Below are 25,081 nucleotides of genomic sequence, written 5' to 3'. Positions count from 1 at the left end.
AAAGGAATAATACGTATTTTTGCCCCCACATGATTTATGTCAAGTCGCTAAAACAGGGCGTTTGAAGCCAATTTTGTGGTGTTATTTTCTATGAAATAGCAGCCCAGTTTATATTAGTCTTTCTTAACGCTTTAAGTCTCTCCCAGAGCATGTTATATTCTATTTTTTGACATGTTGGATCGTCGTCGATAATCTTTTGTGCCTCTTCTCGTGCCATCTGAACAATCTGTCCATCACGAGCTATATCGGCAATTTTAAGGTCGAAGGCTATACCACTTTGCTGCGTACCTTCCAGATCACCAGGTCCACGCAACTTAAGGTCGGCTTCTGCAATTTCAAAACCATCATTTGTATCGCACATAATATCAATACGTTTTCTGGTTTCCTTGGTTAGTTTGTGGTTGGTAACAAGGATACAATAACTCTGTTCAGCACCACGACCAACACGACCACGCAGCTGATGGAGTTGAGAAAGCCCAAAGCGCTGGGCATCGAGAATAACCATTACGCTTGCATTAGGCACGTTTACACCTACCTCTATCACTGTTGTGGCAACGAGTATCTGTGTTTGTCCACTGACAAACTTCTGCATCTCGGCTTCTTTTTCCTTATCCTTCATCTTTCCATGAATCTTACTTAGCTGGAATTCAGGGAAGATATCTTGCATAGCCTCAAAGCCATCCTCAAGGTTTTTGAGGTCCATACGCTCGCTTTCCTTGATAAGTGGATAGACGATATACACTTGGCGTCCTAAGTTGATCTGCTGTCTTATACCACTATAAAGGCTCGCCATTTGGTCATCATACTTGTGAATCGTCTGTATTGGCTTACGTCCTGGTGGCAACTCGTCGATGATAGAGACATCAAGGTCGCCATAGATGGTCATCGCAAGCGTACGTGGTATAGGCGTAGCTGTCATCACCAATACGTGTGGGGGATTCTCACTCTTACTCCATAGCTTAGCGCGTTGCTCCACACCGAAGCGGTGTTGCTCGTCGACAACAGCCATACCGAGGTGCTGGAACTGCACTTTATCCTCTATAATGGCGTGCGTTCCTACAACAATATTAATAGAACCGTCGATGAGTCCATCTAATACTTCTTGTCGTTTCTTACCCTTCACGATACCCGTCAACAGTTCTACACGCAAGTTCATTCCCTTGAGAAATTCCTTAATCGTCTGGAGATGTTGCTCTGCAAGTATCTCCGTAGGTGCCATCATACAAGCCTGATAGCCGTTGTCGATAGCAATAAGCATAGACATCAGAGCTACAAGGGTCTTTCCTGAGCCTACATCGCCCTGTAACAAACGGTTCATCTGTCGTCCGCTTGCCATGTCTGCACGTATCTCATGCATCACTCTTTTCTGCGCCCCAGTAAGTTCAAAAGGCAGGTTATGGGAGTAGAACCAATTAAACTGTGCTCCAATCCTATTGAATATATAGCCTCGGTATTTGCGACGATGGTCGCTGGCATAGCGAAGAATGTTAAGTTGTACGTAGAAGAGTTCTTCAAACTTCAGACGTACACGGGCGCGCTGGGTGTCATCAACCGACTTTGGATAATGAATCTTGCGCATAGCAGCATCCCGTGAGATGAGATGCAAATGGGTTGTAATGAAGGGTGGGAGTGTCTCTTCTAAAGGTTCAGTAAGCTTACTAATCAACATCTTTGTCAGTTTCTCCACGGCACGTGAAGTGATACCAGCCTTCTTCATCTTCTCTGTTGTGACATAGAAGGGTTGCATACCCATGTCATTGAGCTGCAACTGAGAAGCATCATCAATGTCAGGATGCGTAAACTGAAACCTACCATTAAAGAAGGTAGGCTTGCCAAAGATAATATATTCCTTGTTTACTTGATAGTTCTGATAGATATACTTCGTACCATTAAACCATACAATATCACAGATGCCATGTCCATCGGTGAAGTGTGCAACGATACGTTTCTTACGTTTTCCCATCTCAGTTTCCTCAAAGCTGAGGATTCTTCCTTTGATTTGCACAAACGGCATATCTTGCGAAAGCTCTGAAATAAGATATAACTTTGTACGGTCAACATATTTGTAAGGGAAGTATTCCAGTAGGTCACGATAAGTATGGATTCCAAGTTCTTTGCCCAGAATCTCCTTACGATGTGCCCCCACACCTGGTAAATACATTATGTCTTGCGATAGTATATCCATTCGTTTAACTCATAATACATAACTCCAGACTCGTAATTGTGTTTACTTCCTTAACCTACCATTATTCGAAAGGCGTTCTCATCTCTACGTTAGAATTATGATTATTGATTGTTATTGACCTTTACTGCTCTATAAACACTTAACTGATAAGCCCTTAATTCGGCTATTCTTCAACTCTCACAACCCTCTTTAAGGATACTATCATGTGTAAATAAAGCCATTATTTAGTATTCTTTCTCACGTTGAAATCCACTTACTCTGAATTATTTTCATGAAAAGAATTATTTATTATCATGAAGAAAAATATTTATTTTCGTGAAGAAAAATATTTATTTTCATGAAAATAATTCGCTAAAAGCACGCTTCTTTTAGAAAGAACGAGGATAAACAGCAGGGTAGACATACCTTATAACCTACTTAAACACCATATTATGACGCTCTGTATTAATAAACGTAGGGACGCACAGTACATGCGTCCGAAACGAAATGTTCATGGTTGACGCACGAGCTATGCGCCCCTACAGATTGTCAATGATAATTCTATGATATAACTACAGCTACCCTACTCTTCTAAGAGATTTTTAGTTTACTCCAAATAGGTATAACCGTAGAGTCCACTGCGGTAGTTACTGAGGAATTCTTTACCCTCCTCAAGTGAAATCTTACCCTGCTTTACGCTCTTTGTCACCCATATTTCGAGTTGACGAACGAGCTTCTTTGGATTGTACTGAACATACTCCAATACCTCTTCTACCGTCTCACCATCAAAGATCTGATCGATATGATAGCTGCCATCCTTTACTGAAACATGTACGGCATTGGTATCACCAAAGAGGTTGTGCATATCACCTAAAATCTCTTGATAAGCTCCAACAAGGAAGACTCCAAGGTAATAAGGCTCATTCTTCTTCAATGCGTGGATAGGAAGAACGTGACTACTGCGACCCATTGCAACGAAGTTTGAAATCTTACCGTCGCTATCACAGGTGATATCCTGCAATGTAGCGTTACGTGATGGACGCTCATTGAGTCGTTGGATCGGCATTACAGGGAAGAGTTGATCAATCGCCCAACTGTCTGGAAGAGACTGGAAAAGAGAGAAGTTACAGAAATATTTATCTGCAAGAAGCTTATCCATATTGCGCAACTCATCAGGCACATGCTTCATATTCTTTGCCAAATTATTGATTTCATGGCATACACTCCAATACATTGCCTCAATCTCAGCACGTGTCTTTAGGTCTACTAAGCCATGAGAGAACAACTCTAATGCCTCCTCACGAATCTGCTCAGCATCGTGCCAGTCCTCTAACATGTTACGAGAATCAAGATTATCCCAGATATCGTAGAGGTCTTTTACCAACTGATGGTCGGTATCCTTTGCCTCGAAATCCTCTGACATCTCTGGCAGAGAGGCAGTTTCAAGCACATCAATCACGAGGACAGAGTGATGAGCAGAAAGACTTCTACCGCTCTCAGTAATGATGTTTGGATGTGGAATATCATTCTTATTGGCTGCATCAACAAAGGTATAGACGCAGTCGTTGACATATTCTTGAATGCTATAGTTGACAGAACTCTCGCTACTTGCAGAACGAGTACCATCATAGTCGACACCTAAACCACCGCCACAGTCAACGAAATCAACGTTATAACCCATCTTTCTGAGGTTCACATAATACTGTGCAGCCTCGTTGAGAGCTGTCTGAATACGACGAATCTTCGTAATCTGTGAACCGATATGGAAGTGGATAAGATGCAAGCAATCGTGCAATCCCTTGTTGTCGAGAGTCTCTAAAGCCTGCAAGAGTTCAGAAGAAGTAAGACCAAACTTAGAAGCGTCGCCACCACTATCAGCCCACTTACCAGAACCACTTGAAGCAAGTTTGATGCGAATACCAAGGTTTGGCTTTACATTCAACTTCTTTGCAGCACGTGCAATAAGGTCGATTTCATTGAGTTTCTCCACTACAATGAAGATACGCTTACCCATCTTCTGTGCTAACAGAGCCAGTTCAATATAGCTCTGATCCTTATATCCGTTACAGATAATGAGCGAATCGCTCTGACACTGTACGGCAATCACAGCGTGCAACTCAGGCTTTGAGCCTGCTTCCAAGCCCAAGTTGAACTTACGTCCATGGGAGATAATCTCCTCAACTACCGGCTGCATCTGGTTTACCTTAATAGGATAGATGATGAAGTTCTCTGCTTTGAAGTCATATTCCTTCCTTGCTTTCTCAAAGCAAGAGGATGTTTTCTCGATGCGGTTATCGAGAATATCTGGGAAACGGAGCAACACTGGAGGTGTCACATCACGCAGGGCGAGTTCGTCCATAACGTCACGTAAGTCAACTTGTGTATTGTCCTTACAAGGTGTTACATACACATCACCCGATTCGTTAATACCAAAGTAAGATGTACCCCACCCTGAGATGTTGTACAACTCTTGAGAATCTTCAATCGTCCACTTTTTCATTTCTGTTCTTCTGTCCCTATATATAATCTTGAATTAATCAATTATTTGCTTTGAGCATTTGGTTTCTAACTATCTATTAATAGCTATTTTATTTCAGACTGTTGGCTTTATTCAACTTTAATAGTTGGCAAAGTTGATTAACCGAAATCTGTATCTTGTCGTAACTATCCATAAGACTCACGTCAAGAACGTGCTTAGCCTTTGTGTAAAAAGGTTCGCGATGCTTCAATTGTTCACGAATAAACAGGTTTACTTCATCAGCTGTCTTATTGAGTAAGAGGGGGCGTACAGACTTCCCCATCAGCAGATGCTTGTACAGAACATCAGTCTCTGCTTTCAAATAGACCGTCTCAGCCTGTCCATTCATATACTCCATATTATCAAAGAAACATGGAGTTCCACCCCCACAAGAGATAATGACATTCTCAAATTCAGCCACTTCGTGAAGCATTGATTGCTCTATCATACGGAAGCCTTCCTCTCCCCTTTCATCGAAGATTTGCTTCACCGTCTTACGCATTCGGCTCTCTATGTACCAATCTAAGTCGTAGAACGGAATGTTCAACTCCTTTGACAAGGCTCTGCCTACGGTCGTCTTGCCCGCACCCATATAACCAATGAGAATAATGCGAAGCGGTTTATATTCTTCTGTATGCTCTGTCATACTCACGATATATTTATCATCCACCCTATAGTCTGTTATCATCAGACTACGTGGTGGATGTCTTCCTTTCCCTTATAGGTGAGTCTATATTCACTTACTTCTTACGCTTTGGTTCCGGAGCATTCTTTACAATGTCCATACACTGCTCATAAGTAAGCTCGGCAGCCTTATCATGAAGGTTTTTGGGCATACGATAATTCTTACCATCATAAGCGATATAAGGACCGTAACGACCATTCATCACCTCCATCTTAGCATCTTCCTCGAAGGTCTTTAAGTGACGCTGTGCATCCTGTAGACGCTTCTTTTGAATAAGATTGATAGCCGCATCAAGACTGATCGTGAGTGGATCTTCCTCCTTTGGCAGCGATGTATACTTCTTATCATGAAGCACATAAGGACCAAATCGACCAGCTCCAATTACGACATCTGTACCCTCAAACTGTCCAAGGTTACGTGGTAACTTAAACAATTCCAAAGCCTCATCAAGGGTAATGGCTTCCATACTCTTATCAGATGGGAGCTGTGAGAAGCGTGGTTTGTCCTCATCGTCAGCACTACCAATCTGTACCACAGGACCGAAACGACCAATCTTTACGAACACTGGTTTGCCTGTAGCAGGGTCAAGACCAAGTTCGCGTTCACCAGCCTTATGCTCAGAACGAGCATTCATCACCTTCTCCACCTCTGGTTCAAAGCTCTGGTAGAAGGTCTTCATCTCCTTATTCCACTCTGCTTTTCCCTCTGCAATCTTATCAAACTCCTGCTCAATCTTAGCCGTGAAGTTGTAATCCATGATGTCAGGGAAGTTACCCATAAGGAAGTCGTTTACAACAATACCGATATCGGTTGGGATAAGTTTACCCTTATCAGCACCTGCCATCTCCTTCTTTGTCTTAGAGGTAATCTTCAAACCAAGCAATGAGTCAACAGCATACTTACGTTCTTCACCCTTGCGATCTCCCTTCTGCACGTATTCACGCTGCTGAATCGTTGAGATTGTTGGGGCGTAAGTTGAAGGGCGACCAATACCAAGTTCTTCAAGTTTACGCACAAGACTTGCTTCCGTATAGCGGTTTGGTCCCTGTGAATAACGCTCTGTTGACACGATTTCACGACGTTCCAACTCTTCGCCTTCATGCATTACTGGAAGTGCATGTGAGAACTCCTCACTGTTTTCGTCATCGTCAGTTGACTCGTGATATACCTTCAAGAAACCTTCGAAAGCTACTACCTCACCATTCGCAATAAACTGTAAATCGGTGGTATTCTTGCCTTCTTCTGACTCAAGTGATATATTCACTGTGGTCTTTTCTATCTTTGCATCCGCCATCTGTGATGCGATTGTACGTTTCCAAATAAGGTCATACAGACGCTTTTCCTGGCTTGTTCCTTCGATAGAAACATTATCGATATAAGTTGGACGGATAGCCTCGTGTGCTTCTTGAGCACCCTTACTATGCGTCTGATACTTTCTTACTTTACCATAATCTTCGCCATAGAGTCGCTCTATCTCTGTCTTACAGCCCTCGATAGCCAATGCTGAAAGATTCACACTATCAGTACGCATGTAAGTTATACGACCCGCCTCGTACAATCTTTGGGCAACCATCATCGTCTGACTTACGGTAAATCCGAGCTTTCTTGCAGCTTCCTGCTGGAGGGTTGAGGTGGTAAATGGAGGAGCTGGAGTACGCTTCAAAGGCTTCTTAGCTATCGATGAAACCTTGAATTTTGAAGTCTTACACAGTTCAAGGAACGCTAATGCTTCCTCATGTGTCTTAAAACGCTTGCTCAACTCTGCCTTCACTTCATTCTTTGAACCGTCCTCACTGGTCACAGCGAAGACTGCATTCAAGCGGTAGTAAGGCTCTGAATTGAAGTTTTGTATCTCGCGTTCACGCTCAACAATCAATCTAACAGCTACGCTCTGCACACGTCCTGCACTCAAAGCAGGCTTTACTTTGCGCCACAACACTGGTGAAAGACGGAAGCCAACCAAGCGGTCAAGTACACGACGAGCCTGCTGTGCGTTCACAAGATTCATATCCAAACGACGTGGTGACTCGATAGCTTTCAATATAGCTGGCTTGGTAATCTCATGGAAAACAATACGATTCGTTTTATCCTCATCCAATCCCAGCACCTCGCAAAGGTGCCAGCTGATAGCCTCTCCCTCGCGGTCCTCATCGGAAGCTAACCAAACCTTATCGGCAGCTTTTGCACTCTTCTTCAGTTCACTGACTACTTTCTTCTTCTCATCAGGGATTTCGTAGTCAGGATTTAACGTGTCGAGGTCAATGCTAAGTTCCTTTTTCTTCAAGTCACGGATATGTCCATAAGATGACATCACCTTATAATCCTTACCGAGAAACTTCTCTATGGTCTTAGCCTTTGCCGGGCTCTCTACTATTACCAAGTTTTCTTGCATAATCAATCTTGTACATTTTTTCAAGGACGCAAAAGTACTTAAACTTTTTGCTTACACCTTATATAATAGGCAAAATTTCTACTTTTTTAAGTTTTTCGACTCCATTTGCAGGAAATCGTATAGTGCCTGACGAATAGAACGGAGCCCAAACTGCTCTGTGTGAACCTCTGACAAAGGAAGCCACATTGCCTCTTCTACATCGTCAGCAGCCTTTAATACAGTCTCATCTTCTACCTTACAAACAAAAAAGGCATCAAGTGTTGGAACATCAAAATCACTATACCGATACTTATTCGGAAGCGAACAGAAGTAATGTTTTTCCTTGACTGTCAGGTTAGTTTCCTCTCTCACCTCACGTATCAGTGCCTCGCCAATCGTCTCCCCAATATCACAAAAACCACCAGGAAGGTCCAATGTTCCACGTCCGGGCTCAAACTTCCTACGTGTAACAAGCAGTTCTCCTTGCTCATTCAGAATAAATGCTGCGACTGCAGAACTTGGATTTAAGAAATACTCAAAGCCACAGCTCTCGCAGCGTTTGCTTTTTTCATTCTGTTCAACAAAGTGTTTACTTCCACATACGGGGCAATACCGAAATTTATCTAATACATGCATCTTGAGATTGTATATTGTTCTTGAACATTGATGTAACCATTTAAAAAGCTAACTAAAAGGTAGTTGTTAACAGTCATACGAAATTATTAAAATTCGTTTATACTCTATACCTTTTATTATTTCTGCTTGCAAATATACTAAAAACTCTAAACATCTACTATTGAAATCGTATCTTTTTGTTAACTTTGCAACTACATGTTCAAAATCACACGATTTATTCCTCTTCTTGTTACAGTAACGTGTTGTTTTCTGTAAATCAATTATCTACCCAAATATCGTAGAAAAAGAGAGGGGATAAACGAACAAAACAAATAAACTGAGAATAGAATGAATTTTAAAAAACTTTTCCTCGTAATGGGGTTGGCCACTGCCACTATGACAATGTCGGCTCAAAGTGTCTTCGACATTAAACTTTATAATGGACGTCCACCTTACGATAATGGTGATCCAAACGACTCTGCCAAGGTTCGCGTATTCCTTCCTATGGAGAAACAAGCTACTGGTCGTGCCGTAGTTATCTGTCCGGGTGGTGCATACGAGACGCTTTCTATGGAGAAAGAGGGCTACGATTGGGGAGAATTCTTCCAGAACCAAGGTATTGCAGCTATCGTTTTGAAGTATCGTATGCCACATGGTCAGCCAGAAGTTCCAGTGTCTGACGCTGAACAGGCGATGAAACTTGTACGCTTGAATGCAACAAGCTGGAAGATTAATCGTAATGATGTTGGTATCATGGGATTCTCTGCTGGTGGCCACCTCGCTGCAACTATCGCAACAAGAAGTCAGGGTGAGGCAAAGCCTAACTTCCAAATTCTCTTCTATCCAGTTATCTCAATGATGGAAGGTTACGGACACGACAGAAGTCGTCAGAACTTCCTTGGTAAAAATCCAAGCAAGCGTGACGAGAAGAAATACAGTGCTGACATGAACGTAAGCCGTGTGACTCCACGCACTTTCATTGCACTCAGCGACGACGACGATACTGTTCCACCAGCTAATGGTGTAAACTTCTATACCGAGTTGTACCGCAATGACGTTCGTGGTTCGCTCCACGTTTATCCTGGTGGCGGCCACGGTTGGGGCAGCAAGATTGGCTTCCGCTACCATGAGGAAATGATGATGGACTTGAAGGCATGGTTGAAGAGTTTCTAAACCTATTCTAACCTTATCCTTCAATGGGATAACCCCAATTTGATTTATTAGAATTTGATTGAATTATACACAATATAACAAAGGGATACACAGGCTGTGTATCCCTTTTTCTTGTCTTGTCTTTCCTTTCTAAAGGTGATAGATACTCGCTATACTAATGCTCCGCACCATTCGTGTTAGCCCTCCGCACCATTGGTGTTAAGCCTCCGCACCAGTGGTGCGGAGCATTCTCCTCCCCATAATTCACGGCTAAAAAGAAGACTTCCACAGGATAAATACACCTTTATTGTTATAATACAGCAATAAAGACGTTTGCATTTTCTCCTCCAATAGCAACAAATCAAAAAGAGAGTCAAGTCAATCTTTTCCTAAAATCACACTAAGGAAAGAATTGACTTGACCCTCTATCATGCCATTAACACTTATAAGTTCTAAACGAACCAAGCAAAAGGTTATTTAGTATTCATCTATTTTCAGTTCTTTACGATAATCGTTCAAACGCTTCATCAGCAGCTTTGTTACCTTCTCCGTACCCTTCTTTCCGTAGATATTATTCAACTCGTCAGGGTCATTCTGCAGGTCATAAAGCTCGTAATAGCTTACATCAGCATCATCGTTGAAGTAGTGTGTAGCATTCAAATACTTCAGACAGTTATACTCACTCGTACCCGGAATCTTCTGATACTTATTCTCCTCCACGGCACGCATACCGCCCTTACCATAGAAATAGATAAGTTTGTAGCGATCATTACGTACACCATCGTGCTTACGAACAAGGTGATAAGTAGGATAATCGTAGTAGTGATAATATAAATCCTTACGCCAGTTCTTTGGCTTATTACCTGCAAGCAGCGGCTGCAGTGGCTTACCCGTCATCTCCTTTGGCTGTTGTACACCGGCATAAGCAAGGAAAGTCGGTGCAAAGTCGATATTCTGTACCATATCAGTATTCTCTACTCCTTCTTTGATATGACCTGGGTAGCTAATGATAAGTGGGGTATGTAAAGACTCCTCATACATGAATCGCTTATCAAACCATCCATGCTCGCCCATATAGAAACCTTGATCAGAGGTATAGATAACCACGGTATTCTTATCTAAGTCATGTGCTTTAAGATAATCTAACAGCTGACCGACACTCTCATCTACCGAAGCAATGACAGACATATAATCACGAATATAATTCTGATACTTCCACACTGCGAGGTCTTTTCCTGAGAGTTTCGCTTCGATGAAACGGCGGTTTCTTGGCATATAATACTTATCCCATGCCATTCTTTGTGCTGCTGTCATACGACCAAGTTCGCCCATCAAACCTGCATAAGAAGCCATACTCTCCACGTCTGATGTATCAAGAAGCTCTGGAATCTTGAAGTCTAAGATTAACTCCATATCTTTCTCAATATTCATCTTCTGTGTTTTAGCTGCCGAACCGCGATTCTCATAGTTATCCCAGAAGGTTTTTGGCAATGGGAAGTCTACCCCATCATACATTCCGATATGCTTTGGCTCGGCAAACCAACTGCGATGTGGTGCCTTATGATGCACATACAAGCAGAAGGGCTTGTCCTTCTGTCGATGGTCAAGAAACTCTATCGCATGCTGTGTGGTCAGTGTTGTTGCATACCCCATCTCCTGTTTATACTTGCCGTAGTTGCCTGTTGTGCAGAAATTTGGATTATAGTACTTTCCCTGACCATCGAGGATATAATAGTAATCGAAGCCCTTCGGGCGACACATCATGTGCCATTTACCTACGATTCCAGTTTCGTAACCAGCCTTCTGCATCAGCTCTGGGACGAAAGTCTTTGTTGTATCGATACCCTCAGCCAACTGTCTTTGGCCATTCTGGTGGCTGTAGAGTCCTGTCATCAAGCAAGCACGACTTGGCGTTGACAATGAGTTTTCCACGAAACAGTTGCGAAAGAGCATTCCTCGTTGTGCCAAACGATCGATGTTTGGTGTAGGAGCTAACTTCGAGATAGGACTACCATATGCACTAATTGCCTGCATAGCGTGGTCGTCACACATGATGTAAAGGATGTTAGGACGTGCCACATCCTGCGCAAGCATCTTACCGTGGACACACGACAGTGCTGCCAACGGCAAGATTGCCTTTGTAATGTTTTGATTCATATAGAATAGTTTTTAGTTGTTTAAGCCTTATTTTCCCCTTTCCATCGGCATTGTAATCGGGAATAACGGATTGTCAACATGCTCTTGATAGATAATCTTTACCATCTGATCAACAAGCTCTGGATGTTCCTGTGCTACGTCCTTATCTTCGTGAAGGTCTGTTGCAAGGTTGTAAAGATGTGGTACACCACGGATAACAATGAGCTTCCAATCTCCCATACGGACACCAATCTGATTGGTCTCAGCAAACTCCCAATAAAGGTGTGGGTGGCATTTTTGTGCCTTTTCATCGCTCATCAAGGTTGGGAAAATAGAGATTCCATCGAAATAATCGATAGTCTTTTTCTTATTAACATAGCGTTTTGGGAAGTTGCGTACACCTGCCACATCACAGAAAGTTGGCATCAAGTCGTAGAATGCAAACGGCAAGTCATTGGTCACTCCTTCCTTAACACGTCCCTTCCAACGGGCAATAAACGGAATACGAATTCCTCCTTCGTAACACTGGCGTTTAAGTCCTCGCAACTTACCATCACGATTGAAGAAGGTTGGGTCGGCTCCACCCTCCTCATGAGGACCATTGTCACTGGTGAAGATGACGAGTGTATTTTCTGCAAGTCCTTGCTCATCTAAGGTACGAAGGATCTCTCCAACATACGCATCAAGGCGAGTTATCATCGCAGCAAACTGTGCGTGGGTATGCTCTACGGCGTTATAACGTGAACCTTCCTGCCCTCCCCAAGTCTTATCTTCAAAGAACTTCTTTTTATAGAAAGCCACGAGGGAGTCGTTGGGTTGTGTTAGCTCTGCATGAGGAAGCGTATAAGTGAAGATACCAAAGAATGGTTTTTCCTTATTCTGACGCTTCAGCCAACTCAAAGCGTGCTGATGTATGAGGTCGGCTGAGTAGTCTTTACGTTGCGCATACTGCTCACCAAACATCGGATAGTCAATATTGTTCTGCATCACAACACGCTTTACCGCACTGTCTCCACGCTCTCTGCTATATTCATTGAGGAAGTTTGGGTAATAAAGATGTGCTTGGAACTGACAGATATAACCATAAAACTCATCCACCCCACGCTTATCTGGAGTTGACTTAGAGCCTTCATAACCACCAGCCCACTTACCGAACATACCCGTACGGTAGCCATTGTCTTTCATAATTTCAGGTAGGATAACATGTTCTGGGTCGTAAGGATGTTGTCCAACAACGCTGAAATCACGGTTTTTTCCATAATAGATAGGCTTACTTGGTGCCCAATATTCCTTGTTTCCTCTTACTTCCGTATGTCCAGAATGTTGTCCTGTCATAAAACAGGCACGCGATGGAGCACTCACTGGTGCACCCGCATAAGCTTGTGTAAAACGCATACCTTCCTTTGCCATGCGGTCAATATTCGGTGTAAGGATGTACTGCTGACCATAGCATCCAAGGTCGCCATAGCCCATATCATCACACATGATATATATAATGTTAGGCTTTTGTTGTTTTTTAGGAGTCGCAGCATTGCCTTGTACACATCCAAAAGCAGTGAGTGGCAAGAGCGTTTTTACAAATGTTGAAGTCATATTTATAGGTTTTAGGTTTTCGTTATTTTAGGCTAAAAGATACAAAAGTCCAACCTTAGCTGTACTTCTGTATAGTCTTTATTGCGCTATTTTAATCAACTGACAATCTAATGCAGTTTCTATCTTAGCGATAGTTTGCATTGTAAAGTTATGCCTTCCCGTAAGCCATTTAGATATTTCTGACTCACGTTTATGTAGTTGTTTTGCAAGGTCCTTTTGTGTTAATCCTTTCTTAGATAACACTTCATGGATACGTTCTGCAATCCCAAAAGAAAGTTCAAATTGGGCTTTTTGTTCTGCAGGTACTGCTGCAAGACACTGTCTGAATAGCTCATTCTTTACCATAACGACTCTTTATGATCTATTAGAAAAAAAATTTAGCACTCTCCAGAATTGTATTTACTCATAATAGAAAGCCATACAAAGGTAGGTGTTAATAGTTAGATTTTTCACTTTTGAGTAAACTTTTAATAAATTTTTACGCTCTATTTAAACTCTATCGGTTCATTCAAGAACATCTTTTGACGTCATTTCTCTGCTTACGGATTCTATGTAGACTGCGGAAAGATTAGTATTCAGAATTAGAATAAAGGCTTATACAATGTTTTAAGACCATATCACTAATCCCATTTTACCTGATATTTGTAAACTATTTTCACTTAACTCAAAATCAACACATGCTCTTTTGGCTTCCAATTAACGCCCAATTGACTTGCAAAAGGTGCCCTTTAAGACCCTTACTAACGCCCTTTCGAAGTCCAATTAAGCACCTTTTGCGTTACTGTTTTATAACTAACTGATATCCTGTTGATTACAAACCTACCTTTTTCATGTGCTTTCAACTTTATTTATGGGTGTTTTATCAAAAATTATGTAATGAATTTTCAAAGTGTCGTCGTTAATTTATCGAGTATTAAAAAGAAAAAGGTTCCAGGGGAGGAGGATTATTAAAACAAAGCAATGGAAGAAACAGAGGTATCGTCGGTGAGTAGAGCCACGGAGTTTGTTTGCCAAATCTATTAGCAATTTATATACAAAGCATTTACCCAAAAATAGTTTTCAAGTATCTACACTCTATACCTCCGTCGCTCTTTGTGCCGTCGGCATCTCCGTGATATTGCATTACCTCCGTCCCCTCCGTGACTCCGTGTGCCTATTATATAAGCGTTTTAGTTTATCAGTCCATATTTCGGAAGAACCTAAAAAAATCCAAGACAAGCACACAAAAAAGCCCGAATTAATCGAGAAAAGTTATCCTTCACTCAATCAATTCGGACCATGTACTTTATCTAAATGCCACTTATCCCTTGCCTGTTAAGATACGTACGATAAACAAATATTTCCCACACGGAAACAATATCACGTATCAGAGAAAGGAATAAATTACTTAATTCTGTCTAATAGTTCCTTAGGGAGTTTTGGCATAGCACCATTCTGCGTGCAGACATACGCACTAACTTCCACTGCTAACTTATGAGCATCGGTGATTGGCATGCCTGCAAGGATGGCTGAAGTGAAAGCACCCGTAAAGGAATCACCTGCCCCCACGGTATCAGCAACCTCAACCGCTGGCGTTTTTTGGAACGACTTGAGGTTTGGCGCAAAGACATACGAACCGTTGACACCACAAGTCAGCACGAGCATATCAAGGTGATACTTTCCTAAAAGCAGCCAACACTTATTCTCTATATCAAGACCTGGATAACCGAAAAGACGACCAATCAACACAAGTTCCTCATCATTAATCTTGAGGATATTGGCATGCTGAAGCGAATTAGTGATAATCTCCTTTGTATAGAAGTTCTGACGAAGATTGATATCGAATATCTTGAGACAATCCTTTGGCGTTGCTTCGAGGAATTTCTGTATTGTCTGGCGGCTTACACTACTACGCTGTGCAAGTGAGCCAAAGCATACAGCACGACAGTTCTTGGCTGCTTCTTCAACCTCGGGAGTAAACGGTATGTTATCCCAAGCTACTCCCTCCTTGATGTCATAGGTAGGTATACCTTCACTGTCGAGTTCTACCTGCACCGTTCCCGTCTGATAATCCACCTCTGGCATCAAGTACTTTACACCTTTTTTACCGAATTCATCGAGGGTTTCCTTACCCAAGACGTCATTTCCGACAGCACTAATAGCCAACGAATCATACCCAAACTGTCCTGTATGATAAGCAAAGTTTGCAGGTGCGCCACCCAGCTTTCTACCCTCAGGAAGACAATCCCACAATGCCTCTCCGAGGCCAACGATCAACTGTTTCATATCTGTTTTATTTATTATTCATTTTTGGAATATACGAAAAAAGGTAGAGTACACCTATCGCCATTACAATAACTGCTCCCACTTGACCGAACCCATCGCTGGCAAATCCCATCAAGAGAGGGAAGATAGTACCACCGAAAAGTCCCATAATCATCAATCCACTCACTTCGTTCTGCTTATCTGGAACACTCTGTAAAGCACGTGCAAAGACCATTGAGAATACATTACTGTTACCATAACCAACAAGAGCAATCGCCACAAACAGTACAGTCTTTGACGTTCCCACAGCCATTCCACACATAGCAAGTGCCATCATCGTAACCGAAATAATAAAGAAAAACTTATTATTCATCACACGAAGGAAGAACGAACCTGTAAGACATCCAATAGTACGGAAGATAAAGTAGAGAGAAGTTGCAAAGGCTGCATCATTCAATGACATACCTAAACGCTCCATCAGAATCTTTGGCGCCGTGGTATTTGTTCCTACATCAATACCTACGTGGCACATAATACCCAAGAAACTAAGCAACACAATAGGTTTACCCAATAGGCTGAAACATTCTGCAAAAGAGCTTGCTTTGCCTTCAATAGGTTCTTCTTCTATAGGCGTTGAGAAGAGTAACAGCGTAGCAATTGTACCAATTATCAGATAAATTGGGAAGAGAACGCGCCATCCGAGACCAAAGGCTGGAATGCTTGCCTGCGCTCCCCATATAGCAAGATAAGGTGCCATAAAGGATGCGATAGCCTTAACAAACTGTCCGAAAGTAAGTGTTGAAGCTAAATTTCCACCTTTCATCACCGTTGACACCAGTGGATTCAACGATGTTTGCATCAACGCATTGCCTATTCCAAGCAATGAAAACGATACGAGCATTAAGCCGTATGACTCGCCGAAAATTGGCAGGAGAAGAGAGAATAAGGTAACAACAAGGCTGATAAGCACTGTCTTTTTACGTCCAATCTTATTCATCAACATACCTGTTGGTACGGAAAAGATAAGGAACCAGAAGAAAACAAGGGACGGAAAGACATTCGCTGTAGAATCCGACAGCTGCAAGTCGTTCTTTACGTAGTTGGAGGCAATACCTACCAAGTCAACGAAACCCATCGCAAAAAAACAAAGCATTACGGGCAAGAGAGCGAGCTTATTGGTTTTCGACATAATCTTTAAATTTTTAGTTTTGTGTAAAGTGATTGTCTTAATATCGATTACAAAGTTAAGTTTTTACGCAAGAAACACGTTTTAAATTCCGTTCATTGACCGCAACAAATGTTACTATAAGAGTTTATTTTGCGGTAAATGAACGAAATCTTAAATCTTAACTCGTGCTATTATTTATTTCTTCAAGTTATATACCTTTACCTTACAGCCCTTAGCAAGGATCTTTTCATAAGGCTTGTTAGGGAACACAAGATTGGTCATTGACATCTTTCCGTCAGCATCAAAAGCTTCGATGCTACTATTGTCTACGAAAATCTGAAGTTTCTTTATAGTTCCATAGGTAGGTGCTGTGGTTTTTGCTTTGAAGTCATTGCTGAAGTCTGTCAAACCACTTTCTGTTCGATCCATAGAGAACGTTCTGTTCTTTTCATCATAAACCATCGCTACCTTCTCGCCTTTATCATTGCTGAGTACGATAGAAGCATTACTCTTTATATTTGTAACTTCAAGATAAGCAGCAGACTGAAGACTTCCTGTAGGTTTCTGCTCAAAGGCTGCAAATACCTCAGGAGATGGCTTTACGCAAACATAGTCTTCTCCCTCATAAGTGAAGAGACTAAGTTCTCGTGGCAAACCATTGGCAGAACGATACTGTTGTGTAGGCACCTGATTAGCATACTGCCAGTTACTCATCCAAGGAAGAAAAACGATTCTACCGTCTGGAGCATTGCTGAAAGAAACTGTTGCATAATGGTCTTTTCCGTAATCCATCCACTTTGTCACCTCAGGTTTTGATTCGCAAGTAAACTTATGACCATCAAATGAACCAACAAAGTATTGAGTTGCACTTCCACCAAAGGGACCTCCGGGGTTAATGTTACAGATAAGCACCCACTTATCACCCATCTTTAATAGATCAGGACATTCCCACACGCCGCCGTGATTACCATATCCTTCTCCAAAAGAACTCTCATACTTCCAGTCTTTTAAGTTCTTTGAACTATATATATTCATCTGCTGTCCAGCTGCAAGAATAAGATTCCAGTGAGAAGCCTCATCATTCCAAAGAACCTTTGGGTCACGGAAATCAGGAATATTACTTGTCAATATAGGATTATCAGAATACTTCTTGAAAGTCATACCATTGTCGGTACTATATGCCATACTCTGAGTCTGTGATTGACCTGCAGAGGTGTAATAAGAGATGATGGCCCCTTCTCCAAATCCGGCAGTGTTTTTATAATCAACTACAGAAGAACCAGAAAATATTGTACCTAAGGCATCAGGCTCTATTACATCGCCCTGATATGTCCAGTTCACAAGGTCAGTAGACGTGGAATGTCCCCATGTCATATTCTCCCATGTTGAGCCATAAGGGTTATATTGGAAGTAGAGATTCCACACGCCATCCTTATAAAACATACCATTAGGGTCGTTCATCCATCCGTATGTAGGGGTATGATGATATATAGGACGCCAGCGTGTCTCACGATTGGCCGTATCTATCTTATCTGTATAATCAATCTTTGTCCAGCATACATAGTTCTTTATATCACTATGTCTTCTGTTGCGGCCATCCCCAAAGTCTACGTCAATGAGTGCATTCTTACCATTAATTACTGAAATGTCAACAGGCACATAATAGTCCACCTTGTTGACAGCAAGACGAACATTGAATTCCTTGACAATTTTGTTATCATAAATTATCTTTACATGTGCCCCTTCTTCGGCCTCTTCGACAGGCAACATAAGATAATTCTTCTGCCCAGAGATACGCTGCATAGCATGGCGCTCACTAAGAACTTGTACCTGACTCTGGGCTACCGACGAGACGCATCCCATGAGTATAAGCAAAGTTGTTATAAGTATTTGCTTCATAACTTTTGATATAGAATGTTTTGTTAGCGAGTTTTGAGATATTCGATACTATTCTTAGCCAACTTGAGGATTGACTCCTGGTTGACGTTGTTCTTTGGATGGGCACTTACATCTGCAGAGCCATCAGCATTACGCATAGAGAATTCGCAACCACCATTACCGATACAGATTGCTGTACCCTTGAAGTCGCTGTTGCCCTGACGGCATTCCCATACATTGAGTTGTGAAACTGACCTTATTTGCGAATCCCATACGCCAAGAGGATATATGCCGTAAGTCTCTGTTATTGTAGTATAGGCAGAGAGTTTGTCATTAGCTATGCCAGATAGTACAGAAGGGATGTTGAAGTATAGACAGTTATGATCCTCGGTCCATCCAGGTCCCTTCATATCAATGAGTTTGATGCCGTTAGAAATACGTACTGGGATCCCCTTATAGATAGGATGAGTAGTGAAGTCTATGAGACTTCCTTCGATGTTCAAACATGCACCCATACTCCAGTTATCATTATTGATACCACCACGTCCAATACCGATAGTATGGTCATTTCCTCGGAATAGACTTTGCTCAAAGCGACCAAGGTTAGTGAGGTAAGCTGTTGCATGCTGCCAGAGCAGTATATTTCCACCATTTTTATACCATTCTGAGATGTAAGGTGTTGCAGAATTCACAACCGCTGGAAGACTCCATACATCATCCTCTGCACCTTGCTCAAGGTCACGCAACCAAAATGCCACACGATAAGGCTCCATGTCGGTAGCCGACTTAATATTACCGAAATAAACGAACTGTGCGTTAGGATATGTTTTATGAAGCCACAGCCATGCAGACGCTTCGTCATCGTCACCATTAGCAATGAGTTCCTCTGGCGTAGCATATATGCTGAGGAATGCGATAGCCGTCTTACCGATCTTCAGGCTTGACGTTGTTGCCATTGAGGTTCCTTTATCGTTGATAGCACGCAGAGTAACGTTCCATGTGTCGCCATATACTACGTTAGGAATTGTATAGCTATAAACAGAACCTGAGAGGGTCTCATGAATAGTCCGTGTGCCATTGGTAGCTATTAAGTCGATGGATGTGGCATCAGTAGTTTTATTCCATGTGATGGCAGCGTCATATCCACGTCCCTTCTCAACCTGTGACATAGAAAGACCTGTAATCTGTGTTGCACCCTCACGTGTATAATTCTTTACTACACCAGAAGAGACATTCTCACCGTCGCTGACTTTGAAGACATAAACAAAAGGAACGTTGGTCTGAACACTCTTGTGCGTAAAACTGTTGCCTGTCACAGTCTCCGAAGAAAGCAATGTACTTCCTTCATAAACCATAACATACATTGACTGGCCTGGTGTTAGCTGTGGCCATGTCCATGTGTAGTCATCACCTTTAAGATTACCTGTTATCTCTTCAGCATTGATAGCCTGAAGACGCATTGGAGCTCTTTCGATATCCTTGTCCTGACAAGCAGTAAAGATAAGCGCAACCAATACCGTTAATATGATTGATATCTTTTTCATAATTTTTGTCTATTTTACTTCTTTTCTCTAACTTAGTATCCTCTGTTCTGAGAGTAAAGTCCTGGGATGTAATACAACTGTGGATAAGGTACAGGGAAGTACTCGTTCTTGCCTGGCGTGAAATGTGCACCCTTATAATACTGCGCATACTTCTGTCCATTGTATTCATCGTTCTGCTCTTTCTTAAAGTAATTGTTGAGAGTTGTTGAGAGAAGCCCCCAGCGGCGGAGATCAAAGAAACGTTCATGCTCCATACCCATCTCCAGACGACGCTCCCAGCGCAGACACAAACGTGCCTTCTCCTTATTCTGGAAGTATGTATCAGGATAGAGACTTATCTCACACTGATTAGCGGCATAAGAGATATGCTTATTGATGGAGTTGGCTGCACGTTGACGGATATCGTTGATAATCTGGCGTGCCTCAACAAAACGGTCCAATTCGATAAGAGCCTCAGCGCGGTCGAGCATTGACTGGGTATAGCGAATTACATAGTCATTCATTGCGAAAGACTGCCATGGGCTGTTGTATGTCTCTCCCTTTGAACGCTGCGGAACCTCTTTCATTGAGCAATAATAACCATAGGTGTTAGGCGTACGTGAGTTCGCAGTTGTCAGAGTGTAGGCTCCCTCGTACTTATAAGGGAATGAAGGCATACCCACTGTGTGGAACAATCTTGGATCCCATTTTTGAGATGATGGTGCTCCATTTACTGGGTGGGCATTTTCATCCGCATAGTCATTAAACTGTGGAAGTCCGTTGTGAGTTTTGAAAGCATTTACAAAGTTCTGTGATGGCTTATGGAAATCCCATCCGCATGACCAAATACCCCATACACCATTAAGAACATTTGACCAGTTGCCACGTCCGTAAGTTGTGTGGTCATCCTCGTAATTAGAATGTTGTACTGCAAATATACTTTCCTTACTGTTGTGATGCTCTGGAAGGAATATGTCACCATAGTCCTCAAGATAGCCATATTGTGAGCTCTTCACTACATCAGTGTATTCAACAACCTTCTTCATATCCTCCTTATTGACAAAGTTGGCACCAGTGCTACCCTCGTAGCCGTCACCCCATCCTTTCTCAAGATAACATTTTGCAAGATAAGCGGCGGCAGCAATTTTATTGACACGTCCGCCCTGAGACTGCGTTGCTGGAAGAACATCATAAGCCTCCTTAAAGTCAGCAATGATTTTATCCCATAGCTGTTCTGCTGTGTACTCATCATTCTTAATTTGCTCCTGACTGTTATTACGATAAGCATCCTCGTCAATCCAAGGCACTTTATTGAACACCATCTTAAGTTTGAAATAGAAATGAGCACGAAGAAACTTTACCTCAGCAATACGCTGTTTTGTTGTCTCAGCGCCGAGTTTCGCCTCACCATTATCCTGCAGTGCCACGAGAGCACGATTACAACGGCTGACAGCAATATAGAGATGATACCACAACTCGTCAAGATGTCCTAATGTAGGGGTAAGAGTTGTGAACACTTCCACCTGATGATAATCTGTATCTGTGGTTCCTGAACCACCCTTAAGAGCATCATCAGACGCCACATCACCATATGTCCAGAGATTGAAAGGGTATCCATACCAGTCATCACCCAGCATGGCATAGGCACTATTCACCATCTCGTCTGGGTTTTGGAATGCCTGCTGCTCATCGACAACTGCTGTTGGCTTATACTCCAGATAATCGTTACAGCTTGCCAAGGAACCTACCAGGCAAAGAGTCATACAAGCCTTTTTGATATTATTATATATGATTGTTTTCATTGTTATAATCTTTTATGATGAACATATCGTTTTATCTTTAGAATCCTACCTGCAGACCAAATGAAATAGATGTGGCCAATGGATAAGCCCAGCTAGGATTCTCTGGATCTGAACATGTCAGACTGGAACTCTTGAGTGTCAGAAGATTCTGACCTGAGATATATGCTCTGAGGCTGGACATCTTGAGCTTTGAGATAAACTTCTCAGGAACGTTATACCCAAGCTGCAGTGTGCGGAGCTTCAGGTAAGAACCGTTCTCAACATAATACGTAGAAACACGACCTTCGTCAGCAGTATTGTTAGTTGTCAGAGCTGGAATTGAAGAATCAGTATTATCGGATGTCCATGCATTAAGCATACGGTTTCCCTTGTTTGAACCTGCATCAGTTATGCTCCAGAAATCTGTCTGGAATTTCTGATTGTTGTAGATATCCTGATCGGCTACACCTTGCCAAAACATACTGAGATCAAAGTTCTTGTAACTCACCGCAACATTCAGACCATAAGAGAATGCAGGTACGGGATTCATAATCCATGTCTGGTCATCCTGATTGATACGTCCATCCCCATTCAGGTCAGCATATTTCAGACCACCTACACGAGCGTTAGGCTGACCTGACGCATAAACCTCCATATGGTTTTGGAAGAGTCCGTCAACAACATATCCTACAATACTACCATAAGGTTTTTTTGCCTCAACAATATTCTGCTTTGAGGTGTGTGCATAAGCACCTGTTGTTGTCTTTGGAAGAGATGTAACACGATTACGGAAGAGATCAATGTTACTATTAATATCGATGCCTAAGCCATTAGAAAAGTTCTTACGGTAACCTAAGGTAAGTTCCATACCCCAGTCGCGAAGCGATGGGCCGTTCTGCCACTGACTTCCACCCTCTCCCTTTGCTGCAAGGTATCCTGGGTTGATAAGCATGTCTGTAATGTTCTTGATATAGAAATCGGCTGTTCCATAAAGACTGCTGCGGAACAGACTATAGTCAATACCTATATTATATTGTGTGGTTGTCTCCCACTTCAAGTTCTCATTAGCTGTCTGTATAGCACGATAGCCTGATGGGAAGGTGCCACTACCTGCAAGATTGAGGTCGTAGGCTGTTGATGTAGTACGCTCAAGACCATAGTCGGCAACATACAAGCCATAGTGTGCATTATTGTCAATGCCTTGATTGCCGGTCTTACCCCAAGAAAGACGAAGCTTCAGATCGTCAAGCCAGTCTTTTTTAAGTAGCTGTGAGATACGGAAACCCAGTGATGCTGCAGGGAAATTACCCCAACGGTTGTTCTTTCCAAAACGGCTTGAACCATCATGACGTAGTGTGAAAGATGCAAGAAGCAAGTCGTTGTAGTTATAGTCAACCTTACCAAAGAATGAAGCCAGACGGTATCCAACCATTGCACCAGTGTTACGAGCTGTACCAGTTGCTGCATTTGGGTACATATATTCCACTGACTCCAGAGCATATCCCTCAGAAATAGCATGGAAATCAAGATAAGTTTGCTTATTGATTTCTGAACCAAGAAGTACATTGAAATGATGAGCATTCTTTATATCAAAGAGATAGTTCAGAGTGTTAGACCATGTGTAATTAGTATTGTTGGTCTGACCAAGGTCGGTTCTTGCTGTATTGTTATTCACGACATCTGATGCAAAGGTATGAGTCAGTGCATTAATGAATGATGTAGTATAGTCGACTCCGAAATTTGAGCGAAACAACAGCCCCTTGACAGGGGTAATGTCAACATACATATTTCCGAATACATGCCAATAGTCAAGATGATTATCCTTATTATGATACAGTTCGCGCATAGGATTCTGTCGGTCGCTCATACCACCAACAGGACCACCAAATGTAACACCGTTCTTTTCATAGACAGGTACTATTGGGCTTATCTTCAGAGCATTCTCCATAGGAGCACCATCAACCTGTTTGTTGTAGCTTATAGTGAAGTTCTCACCAACTTTGAGGATGTTATTGAGTCTGTACGAGTTATTCAAACGAGCTTGAATACTTGAGAAGTTTGTATACTTCAGGATACCATCATTTTTCTTATAACCCAAAGAGAGCATCGATGTTAACTTATCTGTAGCAGAAGAGATAGATACGCTGTAATTACGGGAGAAACCTGTGCGTGAAATTTCTCTGACCCAATCTGTATCTGAGAACATCATGGTACGCTTAGCATTGATAAAACCGTCATAGAGACCATTTATAGTATAGTTTACATACTGATTTGTTGTAGGATTCCATACCCTGATTCCCACACCTTCTGCAGCATTGAGGTTCAAGCCATAGTTGCTTGCGTACGCTACAGGATCGATACCATCATTAAGTGCAGCTTGAGCCATTGCGGTAGCATAACCCTTAGTATCAAGAAGTTTCATCTTTGACTGCTTTGTATAGAACTGAGCAGTAAGATTAGCTGTAAAGTCTACTTTTATTTTGTCAGCCTTCTTTCCCTGTTTGGTTGTAATGATAATAACGCCATTAGCAGCACGTGAACCATAGATACTTGCAGAAGCAGCATCCTTCAGAACCTGCATGCTCTCGATATCGTTAGAGTTAAGTGTATTGATACCGTTTGTCATTGGCACACCATCTACAATAAAAAGAGGATCCTGAGAAGAGTTGAATGACCCGATGCCACGGATACGAATTGTTGCAGTACTTGACGGCGAACCGGTGTCTGTGATAGTCATACCAGCCACACGTCCTTGAAGTGCCTTCATTGGATCAGCATCTGGAGATGTCTTGACAGCATCAGTCTTCACAACTGATACGGCACCAGTAAGGTCTGCCTTACGCTGAGTTGTATAACCTGTTACGATGACTTCGTTCAATTCATTGGCTTCTTGCTTCAGCTGTATATTCATCTTAGCTGCAGCCTTGGCTTCAATAGTAGAATAACCAATGTAAGAGATTGTGAGAGGTGCACCCTCATTTGTACTTAAACTAAAGTTACCGTCAATGTCACTTACCGTTCCATTGGCTGTACCTTTCTCCATTATTGTGGCACCAACGACAGGAGAACCAGTCTCGTCAACAATTGTACCACTGGCAGTTACCTTGTTCTGAGCATATATAAGCGAACAGAACATAAGCAATACTGCACTCGAAATAATTTTCCTTAGGCTTTCCATTTAGAAAATGATTGATGTTAGTAATTCTGGATTTATAAAAATTCTGCCACAAAATTACTATCAACAAGGAGAAAG

General features: G+C 42.1%; 15 protein-coding genes. 1 reads left to right on the top strand and 14 read right to left on the bottom strand.

Annotated elements, in window-relative coordinates; all coding sequences use genetic code 11:
• Positions 1-88: 88 nt before the first annotated feature.
• From recG to HMPREF0659_RS00675, 5 genes are all read right to left on the bottom strand, one after another.
• Positions 89-2,185: an ATP-dependent DNA helicase RecG gene (gene recG, locus HMPREF0659_RS00695; RefSeq protein ID WP_013264541.1), complete on the bottom strand. Its 2,097-nt coding sequence runs from the start codon at positions 2,183-2,185 to the stop codon at positions 89-91.
• Positions 2,186-2,771: 586 nt separating this feature from the next.
• Positions 2,772-4,664 carry a biosynthetic arginine decarboxylase gene (gene speA / locus HMPREF0659_RS00690; RefSeq protein WP_004358770.1) on the bottom strand — a complete coding sequence of 631 codons (1,893 nt, stop codon included), beginning with the start codon at positions 4,662-4,664 and terminating at the stop codon, positions 2,772-2,774.
• An 88-nt stretch (positions 4,665-4,752) separates the two neighbouring features.
• Positions 4,753-5,328: a shikimate kinase gene (locus HMPREF0659_RS00685; RefSeq protein WP_036921970.1), complete on the bottom strand. Its 576-nt coding sequence runs from the start codon at positions 5,326-5,328 to the stop codon at positions 4,753-4,755.
• A 94-nt stretch (positions 5,329-5,422) separates the two neighbouring features.
• Entirely contained in the window at positions 5,423-7,759 is a 2,337-nt protein-coding gene (gene topA / locus HMPREF0659_RS00680; RefSeq protein ID WP_013264520.1) for a type I DNA topoisomerase, read from the bottom strand.
• 78 nt (positions 7,760-7,837) lie between these two features.
• Positions 7,838-8,374 carry an NUDIX domain-containing protein gene (locus HMPREF0659_RS00675; RefSeq protein WP_013265001.1) on the bottom strand — a complete coding sequence of 179 codons (537 nt, stop codon included), beginning with the start codon at positions 8,372-8,374 and terminating at the stop codon, positions 7,838-7,840.
• Between the two features lie 327 nt (positions 8,375-8,701).
• Here HMPREF0659_RS00675 and HMPREF0659_RS00670 point away from each other — a divergent pair, with 327 nt between their 5' ends.
• Positions 8,702-9,526: an alpha/beta hydrolase gene (locus HMPREF0659_RS00670; RefSeq protein ID WP_036921713.1), complete on the top strand. Its 825-nt coding sequence runs from the start codon at positions 8,702-8,704 to the stop codon at positions 9,524-9,526.
• 456 nt (positions 9,527-9,982) lie between these two features.
• On the opposite strand, the gene HMPREF0659_RS00665 is transcribed toward HMPREF0659_RS00670, so the two are convergent.
• The 9 genes from HMPREF0659_RS00665 to HMPREF0659_RS00625 all read right to left on the bottom strand — a co-directional run bounded on the left by HMPREF0659_RS00665 (position 9,983) and on the right by HMPREF0659_RS00625 (position 25,006).
• On the bottom strand, positions 9,983-11,662 hold the full coding sequence (locus tag HMPREF0659_RS00665) for a sulfatase family protein (protein ID WP_013263887.1): 1,680 nt from the start codon (positions 11,660-11,662) through the stop codon (positions 9,983-9,985).
• A 27-nt stretch (positions 11,663-11,689) separates the two neighbouring features.
• Positions 11,690-13,234: an arylsulfatase gene (locus tag HMPREF0659_RS00660; RefSeq protein WP_013264941.1), complete on the bottom strand. Its 1,545-nt coding sequence runs from the start codon at positions 13,232-13,234 to the stop codon at positions 11,690-11,692.
• A gap of 78 nt (positions 13,235-13,312) precedes the next feature.
• Entirely contained in the window at positions 13,313-13,579 is a 267-nt protein-coding gene (locus tag HMPREF0659_RS00655; RefSeq protein WP_013264739.1) for a helix-turn-helix domain-containing protein, read from the bottom strand.
• A gap of 1,038 nt (positions 13,580-14,617) precedes the next feature.
• Complete coding sequence (locus HMPREF0659_RS00650; protein WP_013264463.1) at positions 14,618-15,499, bottom strand: carbohydrate kinase family protein; 882 nt, start codon at positions 15,497-15,499, stop codon at positions 14,618-14,620.
• A 7-nt stretch (positions 15,500-15,506) separates the two neighbouring features.
• Positions 15,507-16,667: an MFS transporter gene (locus HMPREF0659_RS00645; protein ID WP_013264424.1), complete on the bottom strand. Its 1,161-nt coding sequence runs from the start codon at positions 16,665-16,667 to the stop codon at positions 15,507-15,509.
• Between the two features lie 174 nt (positions 16,668-16,841).
• Complete coding sequence (locus tag HMPREF0659_RS00640) at positions 16,842-18,545, bottom strand: DUF4980 domain-containing protein (RefSeq protein WP_052299122.1); 1,704 nt, start codon at positions 18,543-18,545, stop codon at positions 16,842-16,844.
• 23 nt (positions 18,546-18,568) lie between these two features.
• Positions 18,569-20,068, bottom strand: coding sequence for a DUF4960 domain-containing protein (locus HMPREF0659_RS00635; protein WP_013264300.1), 1,500 nt, complete (start codon positions 20,066-20,068; stop codon positions 18,569-18,571).
• A 32-nt stretch (positions 20,069-20,100) separates the two neighbouring features.
• Positions 20,101-21,849, bottom strand: a complete 1,749-nt coding sequence (locus HMPREF0659_RS00630) for a RagB/SusD family nutrient uptake outer membrane protein (RefSeq protein WP_013264274.1) — start codon at positions 21,847-21,849, stop codon at positions 20,101-20,103.
• Positions 21,850-21,886: 37 nt separating this feature from the next.
• A complete protein-coding gene (locus HMPREF0659_RS00625) occupies positions 21,887-25,006 on the bottom strand; it encodes a SusC/RagA family TonB-linked outer membrane protein (protein WP_044045795.1) in 3,120 nt (1,039 codons plus the stop codon).
• Positions 25,007-25,081 lie beyond the last annotated feature (75 nt).

The sequence above is a fragment of the Prevotella melaninogenica ATCC 25845 genome (assembly GCF_000144405.1).
Taxonomy (GTDB): domain Bacteria; phylum Bacteroidota; class Bacteroidia; order Bacteroidales; family Bacteroidaceae; genus Prevotella; species Prevotella melaninogenica.
Note: the sequence above shows the minus strand (reverse complement) of the source record. Positions and strands in the feature narration are given on the sequence as shown.

What these genes read in the sequence shown, in the direction of transcription:
- HMPREF0659_RS00665 (WP_013263887.1), bottom strand. Translation starts at nt 11,662, where the DNA reads ATGAATCAAAACATTACAAAGGCAATCTTGCCGTTGGCAGCACTGTCG.
- speA (WP_004358770.1), bottom strand. Translation starts at nt 4,664, where the DNA reads ATGAAAAAGTGGACGATTGAAGATTCTCAAGAGTTGTACAACATCTCA.
- HMPREF0659_RS00650 (WP_013264463.1), bottom strand. Translation starts at nt 15,499, where the DNA reads ATGAAACAGTTGATCGTTGGCCTCGGAGAGGCATTGTGGGATTGTCTT.
- HMPREF0659_RS00660 (WP_013264941.1), bottom strand. Translation starts at nt 13,234, where the DNA reads ATGACTTCAACATTTGTAAAAACGCTCTTGCCACTCACTGCTTTTGGA.
- HMPREF0659_RS00625 (WP_044045795.1), bottom strand. Translation starts at nt 25,006, where the DNA reads ATGGAAAGCCTAAGGAAAATTATTTCGAGTGCAGTATTGCTTATGTTC.
- recG (WP_013264541.1), bottom strand. Translation starts at nt 2,185, where the DNA reads ATGGATATACTATCGCAAGACATAATGTATTTACCAGGTGTGGGGGCA.
- HMPREF0659_RS00635 (WP_013264300.1), bottom strand. Translation starts at nt 20,068, where the DNA reads ATGAAAAAGATATCAATCATATTAACGGTATTGGTTGCGCTTATCTTT.
- HMPREF0659_RS00640 (WP_052299122.1), bottom strand. Translation starts at nt 18,545, where the DNA reads ATGAAGCAAATACTTATAACAACTTTGCTTATACTCATGGGATGCGTC.
- HMPREF0659_RS00670 (WP_036921713.1), top strand. Translation starts at nt 8,702, where the DNA reads ATGAATTTTAAAAAACTTTTCCTCGTAATGGGGTTGGCCACTGCCACT.
- topA (WP_013264520.1), bottom strand. Translation starts at nt 7,759, where the DNA reads ATGCAAGAAAACTTGGTAATAGTAGAGAGCCCGGCAAAGGCTAAGACC.
- HMPREF0659_RS00675 (WP_013265001.1), bottom strand. Translation starts at nt 8,374, where the DNA reads ATGCATGTATTAGATAAATTTCGGTATTGCCCCGTATGTGGAAGTAAA.
- HMPREF0659_RS00645 (WP_013264424.1), bottom strand. Translation starts at nt 16,667, where the DNA reads ATGTCGAAAACCAATAAGCTCGCTCTCTTGCCCGTAATGCTTTGTTTT.
- HMPREF0659_RS00630 (WP_013264274.1), bottom strand. Translation starts at nt 21,849, where the DNA reads ATGAAAACAATCATATATAATAATATCAAAAAGGCTTGTATGACTCTT.
- HMPREF0659_RS00655 (WP_013264739.1), bottom strand. Translation starts at nt 13,579, where the DNA reads ATGGTAAAGAATGAGCTATTCAGACAGTGTCTTGCAGCAGTACCTGCA.
- HMPREF0659_RS00685 (WP_036921970.1), bottom strand. Translation starts at nt 5,328, where the DNA reads ATGACAGAGCATACAGAAGAATATAAACCGCTTCGCATTATTCTCATT.